Here is a 9,201-nt window from a genome sequence, read left to right as displayed (position 1 = left end):
ATCCCTGCCAGTGAGGTCCTGGCCAACAAAATTCGTGGTTTCCATGATATCTGCCCTTCTGCTGTGTTCCGTATGCAATATGCAATACGACGGGCAATCTAGTCTCCGGCAGTGAAAACAACCCCTGTTCTTAAGGCATAGACCTTAGGTCATAGGGAAAAACATTTCCCGGAGCCAAAAACTGTTTGCGCAAATATATCCTGGAGATACTGTTCTCGCCGCTGTTACAATCTGGAGTTTATGTCATGTCCGTCAGGGCCTGGGTACGGCAGAACGGGATCGAGCTGACCGGTCCCGCAGTTGAGGAAAAATTGCGGGATTCTGTCCTGCTTTCGTCAAGGGGACCAAGACCCAGCCTCCAGACTGTCGACAATGCCGCCGGGGAAAGGTATTCACACCGCCCCCTGGGAATTGATCTGCCGGCCGGCCTTTTTGGCTGTATCCAGGCGGCCCGGGGCGTGATCCGGGTCATCTCCCTGAAATGCCCGGGAGAGGCAAACCCGGTCAACCAGGATGCCGCTGTCGCCGCGATCATGACAGACAATGCCGGGGAAAAGTGGCACTTTGCCGCCGTGGCCGACGGGCTGGGCGGGTCCGGACTGGCCTATGGGGTCGAGCGCGGATCCCGGATTGCCGTCCTGGCAGCCCTGAAGATCGTATATTCCCTTGTCATGAATGAAGGCCAGCCCGGACACAGATTCCGGGCCCTTGTCCAGGGTCTGAACGGGGCAAAATCTCCGGTACAGGAAAACCTGCTGGCCTTCCTGGCTCACCACCTTGAACGGCAATTTATCCAGGCTGTAAAAGCTGATTTTCTGGCCGTGGCCGGCCAGTTCACGGTCAGCGGAGTCCGTTCCCGGGACCTGCGGTATTACGGGACAACGCTGGCCTTTTCAGTGATGACCGCATCCGGCGGATTCGATTTCAGGCTGGGTGATGGCGGGACAGCCCACTTCGGACCAGAGAATACTGTCCAAAGCATCGCGGGATTCGAGAACCTGGACAGGAAAACCCGGGTCCTGGGCTTTGAGAAATCAGACTTTGAAACCTGGGCCACAGGCGGACAGAAGGGCGATCCTCCCCTGGCATTCCGCGCGGCCGGACATGCCGGGATCAAGGCCGCCAGCGGACAGGTGACGGTTCTGGGAACAGACGGCCTTGAGCAGATCCGCTCACCGGATTCCCGGGATGTGCTGGTCCATGGACTTGATTCTGTGGCCCGCCATCTTCGGGCCAATGGGGATACCCTTGATGCAGGACCGGATGCGACAGATGATGTGACTGTGGTGGTCATGCCGCGGCCGGCACAGGCAGGATCTGCAGCCGCTGCTGCACCCGCGGCCTGAAAGGGATCAGGCGCTGGCTTTCTGCTTTCCCTTGCCGCCAGCGGCCTTGTGTTCGCCCGGATCGCGCAGGACATAGCCGCGGCCCCAGACAGTCTCGATATAGTTCTGGCCACCGGTAGCATCCTGGATCTTCTTGCGCAGCTTGCAGATGAACACGTCGATGATTTTCAGTTCCGGCTCATCCATCCCGCCGTACAGGTGGTTCAGAAACATTTCCTTGGTCAGCGTTGATCCCTTGCGCAGGGACAGCAGCTCGATGATCCCGTACTCCTTGCCCGTCAGGTGCAGGGGAGCACCGTCGATCTCGGCCGTGCGGGAGTCGATGTTGACCGTCAGGCGGCCCGTCTTGATATGACTGTCGGAATGACCCTTGCTGCGGCGAATGATGGCCTGGATACGGGCCATCAGCTCGCGCTTGTCAAAGGGCTTGGTCAGATAGTCATCAGCGCCGATCCCCAAGGCCTTCAGCTTGCTGTCCAGCCCGGTCAGGCCGGACAGGATCAGGATGGGCGTGGCGATCTTTCCGGCCCGCAGGCGGCGCAGGACCTCGTACCCTTCCATGTCGGGCAGCATCAGGTCCAGGATCATGATGTCGTATTCATACAGCTTGCCGATTTCCAGGCCATCCTCGCCCATGTCGGCCAGATCGACCACATGGCCCTCGGACTTCAGCATCATCTCCACGCTTTTGGCGACGGAGGAATCATCCTCAACCAGAAGTACGCGCATGATCTTCTCCTGACAATCCAAGGGCATCTATGCCTGTACATCAGGCCCGTTACCAAAAGGTTAACATAATCGTTAACAAATTGCGAGGGGCAATATATAAGGGGCTTCCGTATACTTTGTCTGTCATGATTTAAAATCGGACAGGATCACTGGTTTCCGCCAGAAGGACGGGAATGTCCTGCAGTCCGATAAACCCAGCAGCAGGGCATACAGACCCCAGGAACGCCGGCACAAAAGCAGCATCAGCTGCTGGACCAGGGCGAGACCCTTGTTCATGACGTCATAAACGCCTTTGTCAGGCTCAGAAACCAGGGAAGAAATGAGATCCCCGCACCTGTTCGATCTCGTCGACTGTCTTATCCGTGGAAGCGCCATCCACCACGATCCACTCAAAGTCCCGGCGGGTCTGGCTGTACAGACTTTCCGCCGTGGCCTGAAAACCGGCGACGTCGTTACGCACGACTGTGATGATGGAGAAAAAAGGGATCATGACCCTAATTCTGCCAGTTTTTCCGCCTGGTCATGGGTCACCAGGGCCTCCACAATTTCGTCCAGAGCCTCTCCGATCATCACACGGTCGATCTTGTACAGGGTCAGCTCGATCCGGTGATCGGTTACACGGCCCTGGGGAAAGTTGTAGGTGCGGATGCGCTCGGACCGGTCGCCTGTGCCCACCTGCCCCCTGCGGGCCGCTGACCGCTCGGCCTCGCGCTTCTGGCGCTCCATCTCGTACAGGCGGGAGCGCAGGATCTTCATGGCCTTGGCCTTGTTCTTGTGCTGGGACTTTTCCTCCTGCTGGGCCACCGCCAGACCCGTGGGAATATGGGTGATGCGCACGGCGCTGTCCGTGGTGTTGACCGACTGCCCCCCGGGACCGGAGGAACGATACACGTCAATGCGCAGATCCTTCTCGTCAATCCTGATGTCCACCTCTTCTGCCTCGGGCAGGACGGCGACCGTCGCGGTGGAAGTATGGATCCGGCCCTGGGTTTCCGTCGCCGGAACACGCTGGACCCGGTGGACACCGGATTCGAATTTCATGCGGGCAAAGACACCCCGCCCGGTGATGGTGGCTGTAGCCTCCCGGTACCCGCCTACAGCATTTTCCGAGATGTCCATGACCTCGAACCGCCAGCCGCGCAGGGCGCTGTAGCGGCGATACATGTCGAACAGGTCCGCGGCAAACAGCGCCGCCTCGTCCCCTCCCGTACCGGCCCGCACTTCCAGGATGGCGTTGCGTTCATCCGCCTCGTCCTTCGGCAGCAACAGGACGTGTACCTCCCGCTCCACCGCCGGCAGGCGTTCCTGCAGGCCCTGCAGTTCTTCCTGCGCCATGGCTTTCATGGCCGCATCGACCGACGGGTCAGAGACCAGCGCCTCCAGATCCCTGTATTCCCGCTGCAGGGTCTTCAGGGCCGAAACAGCCGCGGCCACGGGCTCCAGACCTGCATATTCCCGGGACAGTTTTGTGAAGACCTGGGACTCCAGAGTACCGGAGGCCAGCAGGTGGCGCAGCTCGTCATGGCGCGCCAGAACACGGCTGAGTGTATCGTCCAGACTCACGGCCCGGTTCTCCTGAAAAAAACAGGTATGACTTTTCTGCCAGAAGTATGCAACAGCTTCCCGCAGAACCCGCTGCGGCGAGGCGAATGCCCGGAGAGAGGACTGCAAAACCGGAGCGTACACAGTAAAGCGCACGTGAGGATATGGGGACCGCATCGAAGCAGCAGGCGTCCGCCGCAGTCAGGGTTATGCAGTTGTGCACACCCCGTTTTCTGATTTTGTCCGCCTTGTCAAGGATGGCAAAAAAATGTCACGGGCTGGTACCGGCCTCCTTGACAGCTGTTTTTTGTATATCCGACAGGCAGTTGCAGATTATGCCTCTTTTTTGGGCAATGTTGTGGCGAGGCAGCATTCACGCCATGCACTGCGATTCACCCCGAACTTGTGCACAGACTTATCCACAGGAATGGTGGATGAATCACTGTGAGGTAATCCACCCTGTCCTGACCCGGGAAAGCGCAGTGCTGGTTGTTGACCCGAACGGGATTCTGCACCACACAGGGACCATGACATCTGACGAATCACCTGATCCGGATTCCGGAACCGGCCCGGACGTTATCCGCCGGCACCTGGACACCCTGCCGGAAACCCCGGGCATCTATCGCATGCTGGGTGCCGCCGGGGAAGTCCTGTACGTGGGCAAGGCCATCAGCCTGAAAAAGCGGGTGGCCAGCTATCTGCGGACGGATCACCTGCCCCACCGGCTCCAGCGCATGGTGGCTTCCACGGCCAGCATGGACTTTGTGACCACGCATACCGAGGCCGAGGCCCTGCTGCTGGAAGCCAACCTGATCAAGGAACACCGGCCCCGGTACAATGTGCTGCTGCGCGACGACAAGTCCTTTCCCTGGATTGTGGTCACGGACCATGACTTTCCCCGCCTGACGGTCTGGCGCGGGAAACGCCGGGCAAAGGGACGGTATTTTGGCCCGTTTGCAACTGCGGGGGCCGTGTCGGACACCCTGACGGACCTGCACAGGGCTTTCCTGCTGCGCAACTGCTCTGACACTTTCTTTTCCACCCGCACCCGGCCGTGCCTGCAGTATCATATCAAACGCTGCACAGCCCCCTGTGTCGGCCGTGTCACCCGCCAGGAATACGCGGCGCAGACAGACGCTGCGGTAGCCTTCCTGTCCGGCCGCAGCAGCACCATCCAGGAACAGCTGGCCTCGGACATGGAGAAAGCGAGCGAGGCCCTGGAGTTCGAGAAGGCTGCCCGGCTCCGCGACCGCATCCGCGCCCTCACCGCCCTCCAGGCCCGCCAGGATATCAATGTGCAGTCCCTGGAGGATGCGGACGTCATGGCCCTGGGACAGCAGGGCGGACAGACCGCTGTCCAGGTATTCTTTTTCCGCAACGGCTTCAACAACGGCGGTGCTACCTGGTTTCCCCTCCACGACAGTCACATGGAGATTCCGGAAATTCTCGAGGCTTTCCTGGGTCAGTTCTATACCGACCGGCCCCCGCCACCCGAGATCATCCTCAGTCACGCCCTGCCCGACAGGGCGCTTCTGGAAGAGGCCTTCAGCCTGAGAGCCGGAAGCAGGGTCTCCCTCACCACGCCGCAGCGGGGTGACAGGAAGCGCGTGGTGAACCATGCCTTGGCCAACGCCCGCAGCGCGCTGGAGCGAAAGATCGCCGACTCTTCTTCCCAGGCCCGGCTGCTGTCAGAGGTGGCCCGCCTGTTCAGTCTGGATTCACCGCCAAAGCGCATCGAGGTGTATGACAACAGCCACATCAGCGGCGCCAGCCCCGTGGGCACCATGATCGTCGCCGGGCCGGAAGGCTTCGTGAAATCCGCATACCGCAAGTTCAACATCCGCGATGCCGCCAGCGCCGGCAACGATTATGGCATGATGCGCGAGGTGCTGATGCGGCGCTTTGGCAAGGCTGCGGAGAATGGTGGCGCGGTGGAAAATCCGCCGGACCTGGTCCTGGTGGACGGCGGCGTGGGCCAGCTGAATGTGGCCCGGAATGTTCTGGCCGAACTGGGGCTGGAAGCCATTCCCCTTGCAGCCATCGCCAAGGGCCCTGACCGCAACGCAGGACGGGAGAAAATCTTTCTGCCGGAACGCAGCGAGCCGATTACCCTGGACCCGAAGGACCCCGTCCTGCATTTCCTGCAAAGGCTGAGGGACGAGGCCCACCGCTTTGCCATCGGCACCCACAGGGCAAGACGGACAAGGGTGATGGGCCAGAACCCGCTGGACGACATCCCCGGCATCGGCCCCGCCCGTCGCAGAAGCCTGCTGAAATATTTCGGCAGCGCACAGGCCGTGCGCCGCGCCGGCCTCTCCGACCTGGAAAAAGCCCCGGGGATCAGCAAGACCATGGCCCGGGCCATCTATGACTGGTTCCATCCGGAGGAACCTTAGACCCCCCGCATAACCCTGACTGCGGCGGACGCCTGCTGCGTCACTGCGGGTTTTGCGGGGGGTCTCTTGACCCGGATTGCCCCTCCTCCCTACACTGCACTTTCCCCTCCAGCACAGGCTGAACCCCGTGAAAAAATCCAGAAAAAAAGCCCTTCCGGACCAGTATTACCAGGACCTGTGGAAAGCCATCCTGACCCTGAAAACCCCTGAAGAATGCCAGCGCTTTTTTCTGGACCTGTGCACGCCGGGCGAACTGCAGGACATGGCCGAGCGGTGGTGGATTGCCCGGCTGCTGGATAAGGGGCAGCTGTCGTACCGGGAAATCGCGGAAGAGACCGGAGCCAGCACAACCACCGTGGGCCGCGTGGCCCGCTTTCTGACCCAGGAACCCCACCAGGGTTATCAGGCGGTTCTAAAGCGGATCCGCAGGAAAAACACCTGATACAGATCTCTCCTGTTGAACCAGTGCCTCCTCTCTCCCTGCAACAGGACTGGCGACATACCACCATGAAATTATTTCCCCTCTTGATCTGCTGTATTAATATGATAATACAACATTACACCCGTGGATGGCATGGGGTACAGACCACTGACATAGACATTGCGGAGAAAAACATGACACAGGACAATCAGAAACAGGTCGCTTTGCCGAAAAGAACTCCGAAAGAAGCAGCTTTCGAGGAGGACTGGAAAACCAGGAGGGCAGTCGAGCCTGGGATAGGTCCCGGGCGCACGCTGAAGACTCCGGAAGATCTGGAAGAGGACAGGGCACTATTCCAGATCTATAAGCTCGAGAGAGAAATCTGGATTGGCATCCCCGCATGCTTCATAAGGATGGACCTGACCCGGGCAGACCTGAGCCAGCTCCAGCGGCCTGACGTAAAACTGGACGGCGCAACCGTTGATATGCAGTCCCTCAACTACCTTCTGGACGTGATGGGCCGTGGCAAATGTCCCGTTCCGGCCTGCCTTGACGTCTGGTTCCCTTCAGAAAAAGACTGGCGCGGAACATACCGGATCATGCAGGACATGATCAGGGATCTGGTTAAACTTTCCCCCCTGGAAAGAAAGGCTGCAATTGAGACTTTTGTCGAAATTTGCATGGCTGAAAAGAAACGTATTGCTGAAGAGCAGGAACGCCGCCCCCGTGCTGCGGGATCACCGGACTGGTTCGGAACCTTTTTCGCACCACATTGAGGCATTTCCCGGTACTCCGGACCTGCGGAGCTGCACGGGGAACAGGACCTTCGCACAGAACAGATTTACTTTTCTTTCAGAACCGTATGATACATCTGGTACAACCTGATGCTGTGCGGAGGAAAAACATGGACATCAAAAATACAGTAGCCGGCCTTGCGGCGCTCCTTGCTCTTGCCGGCCCTGTCCCTGCCGGTGCAGATCCCGTAACGGACAGACCCGTCATGCGCCATTCCGATGCGGCCCTGCAAAGACTGAGGCATGTCCAGGCTCCACGTCCGGACCAGGGACACAGAAAAGGCACGACCGAAAAAAAGATCCCGGCAAAAAAGCCGGAATCTCCAAAACCTCCCGGGCCCTGAAAAAAAGATACTGCGGGCCAGGGGGAACAGGCCCGCAGTATCAACCCTGCATCACTCGCACACTGTTACTGTGCGACGGATGCGTTTTCTGCCGCTGCCGGACGGAAGGCCGCCGGCGGAACATCGCCGTTCATGCCGTTGTTCAGGGCCCAGATCGCCGCCTGGGTCCGGTTGGACACATTGATCTTGCGCAGCAGGCTCTTCAGGTGAACCTTCACCGTGGCCTCGGTGATGCCCAGGCTGTTGGCGATCACCTTGTTGCTGCTGCCCCTGACCAGACAGCCCAGGATCTGGCGCTCCCGCGGCGACAGGCTCTTGCCCGGCAGCGCCCCGGCCAGCCCGGCCTGGGCTGTTTCGCCGGTCATCAGCAGGCGCGGCAGGTGCATCGGGAATACCTTTTCGCCCATCATCACCAGGTTCAGGGACTGGACCAGAGCCTCGGCCGACATGTTCTGGAGAAGATAGCCCCACACATTGCGGGCGCCCAGTACGATAGAGAGGCGGCGGGAGCACAGCTCGTGGGTCAGGATGACCACCTTTGCATCGGGCCAGCGTGCCTCCAGGCTGCGCAGGAGCCTGACTTCCTCTGCATCCACCGGCGAGAAATCCAGCACCACCAGATCAGGAGCGGCCACATTATCAGAGGAAGCGCATTCCTTCAGGTCCGGAAATTCACTGATCACTTCAAAGGGTGTGCCGGAAAGAATAAATGATACGCCATCGCGGACGAGCTTTTTGTTACCAACAAGGACTGTACGGACTTTTTTCATTGCGTTCTCCATTCCTGAATTTTCACTATGGCCGGATATTTCCGGAGGTAAAGCGACGGAAGCATCCCCGGTCTCTGTCTGCAGGGAGTGCCCCATCACTGATCTGTCCTGACACTAGCGAACCGGATGCGGTGGTTCTATCGGACGATCGTCTGTTTTTCCGCGTGCTTTGGTCATATGACCAAGGACAGCAGAAACAACCTGTAGAGCCTCACCCCACAAGATCTTGTGGCAGAACCGTTTTCCGGAAGGCCGCTCCACGCTTTACTTTGAAATGGTTTCAGATCATGTATGGGTCCATGGGAATACAGAATCATGCTCTGCAGTTTGCTCCGGCCGCACAGGACGCCGGCGGACGCCGCAACCTGGCCGGCCTGTCACGGGAAGAACTGGCCGAAGCCCTGGGCCAGCTGGGACTGGAGGCATTTCGCGCCCGCCAGGTCTGGCACTGGATCTACTGGCGCGGAGCCACGTCCTTTGACGTCATGACCACGCTGGCAAAGCCTGTCCGCACCCTTCTGGCAGAGCATTTTTCGATCCGCAGGCCGGAAGCGGCCCGGGACATGAAATCCAAGGACGGCACGCGCAAATGGCTTCTGCGCATGGAAGACGGCCAGGAAATCGAGAGTGTGCATATCCCGGAAGAAGACCGCGGAACCCTGTGCGTCTCGTCCCAGGTGGGCTGCACCCTCACCTGCCACTTCTGCCACACGGGCACCCAGCGCCTGGTGCGCAATCTGGAAGCAACCGAGATCGTGGGCCAGGTCATGCTGGCCCGCGACATGCTGGGCGAATGGCCCAGCTCCAACGACGGCCACCGCCTGCTGTCCAACATCGTCATGATGGGCATGGGCGAGCC

At 59.6% G+C, this 9,201-nt stretch carries 10 protein-coding genes; 6 read left to right on the top strand and 4 right to left on the bottom strand.

Annotation, left to right across the window (positions count from 1 at the left end; translation table 11 throughout):
- Positions 1 to 245: 245 nt before the first annotated feature.
- Positions 246 to 1,346: a protein phosphatase 2C domain-containing protein gene (locus M3O22_07145; protein MDP9196521.1), complete on the top strand. Its 1,101-nt coding sequence runs from the start codon at positions 246 to 248 to the stop codon at positions 1,344 to 1,346.
- 6 nt (positions 1,347 to 1,352) lie between these two features.
- Here M3O22_07145 and M3O22_07140 read toward each other — a convergent pair whose 3' ends face one another.
- The 3 genes from M3O22_07140 to prfA all read right to left on the bottom strand — a co-directional run bounded on the left by M3O22_07140 (position 1,353) and on the right by prfA (position 3,638).
- Positions 1,353 to 2,075 carry a response regulator transcription factor gene (locus M3O22_07140; protein ID MDP9196520.1) on the bottom strand — a complete coding sequence of 241 codons (723 nt, stop codon included), beginning with the start codon at positions 2,073 to 2,075 and terminating at the stop codon, positions 1,353 to 1,355.
- A 301-nt stretch (positions 2,076 to 2,376) separates the two neighbouring features.
- Positions 2,377 to 2,565, bottom strand: a complete 189-nt coding sequence (locus M3O22_07135) for a glycosyltransferase (protein ID MDP9196519.1) — start codon at positions 2,563 to 2,565, stop codon at positions 2,377 to 2,379.
- Complete coding sequence (prfA, locus tag M3O22_07130) at positions 2,562 to 3,638, bottom strand: peptide chain release factor 1 (protein MDP9196518.1); 1,077 nt, start codon at positions 3,636 to 3,638, stop codon at positions 2,562 to 2,564. Before prfA ends, M3O22_07135 begins: the two co-directional genes overlap by 4 nt.
- A 506-nt stretch (positions 3,639 to 4,144) precedes the next feature.
- Between prfA and uvrC the strand changes: the two genes are divergently transcribed.
- From uvrC to M3O22_07110, 4 genes are all read left to right on the top strand, one after another.
- Positions 4,145 to 6,013 carry an excinuclease ABC subunit UvrC gene (gene uvrC / locus M3O22_07125; protein MDP9196517.1) on the top strand — a complete coding sequence of 623 codons (1,869 nt, stop codon included), beginning with the start codon at positions 4,145 to 4,147 and terminating at the stop codon, positions 6,011 to 6,013.
- 127 nt (positions 6,014 to 6,140) lie between these two features.
- On the top strand, positions 6,141 to 6,455 hold the full coding sequence (locus tag M3O22_07120; protein ID MDP9196516.1) for a YerC/YecD family TrpR-related protein: 315 nt from the start codon (positions 6,141 to 6,143) through the stop codon (positions 6,453 to 6,455).
- 173 nt (positions 6,456 to 6,628) lie between these two features.
- Complete coding sequence (locus tag M3O22_07115) at positions 6,629 to 7,210, top strand: hypothetical protein (protein MDP9196515.1); 582 nt, start codon at positions 6,629 to 6,631, stop codon at positions 7,208 to 7,210.
- Positions 7,211 to 7,338: 128 nt separating this feature from the next.
- Entirely contained in the window at positions 7,339 to 7,572 is a 234-nt protein-coding gene (locus M3O22_07110; GenBank protein MDP9196514.1) for a hypothetical protein, read from the top strand.
- Positions 7,573 to 7,637: 65 nt separating this feature from the next.
- Here M3O22_07110 and M3O22_07105 read toward each other — a convergent pair whose 3' ends face one another.
- Complete coding sequence (locus M3O22_07105) at positions 7,638 to 8,342, bottom strand: response regulator transcription factor (protein MDP9196513.1); 705 nt, start codon at positions 8,340 to 8,342, stop codon at positions 7,638 to 7,640.
- Positions 8,343 to 8,641: 299 nt separating this feature from the next.
- Here M3O22_07105 and M3O22_07100 point away from each other — a divergent pair.
- A partial coding sequence (locus tag M3O22_07100) for a 23S rRNA (adenine(2503)-C(2))-methyltransferase RlmN (protein ID MDP9196512.1) occupies positions 8,642 to 9,201 on the top strand: 560 nt, incomplete at its 3' end.

The sequence above is a fragment of the Pseudomonadota bacterium genome (assembly GCA_030775045.1).
Taxonomy (GTDB): Bacteria; Pseudomonadota; Alphaproteobacteria; order JALYJY01; family JALYJY01; genus JALYJY01.
The sequence above is the reverse complement of the archived record's forward strand: the minus strand, read 5'-3'. Positions and strand labels throughout refer to the sequence as shown.